Origin of the sequence: Rothia sp. HMSC069C04 (assembly GCF_001812895.1) — a bacterium.
GTDB lineage: Bacteria > Actinomycetota > Actinomycetes > Actinomycetales > Micrococcaceae > Rothia.
Map to the genome: position 1 here is coordinate 1 of NZ_KV810767.1, position 215 is coordinate 215.

General features: G+C 63.3%; 1 protein-coding gene. It reads right to left on the reverse strand.

The window, feature by feature from the left end; genetic code table 11:
- Window positions 1-215 (reverse strand): transposase (locus HMPREF2879_RS09130; RefSeq protein ID WP_210399490.1); only part of this gene is annotated, 215 nt, incomplete at both ends.

Genomic DNA, 215 nt, shown 5'->3' on the forward strand with positions numbered 1-215 from the left:
CGGTTGGGGAAGATTCCCACGGTGTCGGTGCGGCGGCGGATTTCGCGGTTGAGGCGTTCGTTGGGGTTGTTGGACCAGATCTGGGTCCACACCCCGGTGGGGAAGGACGCGAACGCGAGGACGTCTGCCCTGGCTTGATCGAGGTGATCACACACGGCGGGGAGCTTGTCGTGGACGTAGTCCAAGAGCCGGTCGTATTGAGCGTTGACCGATGC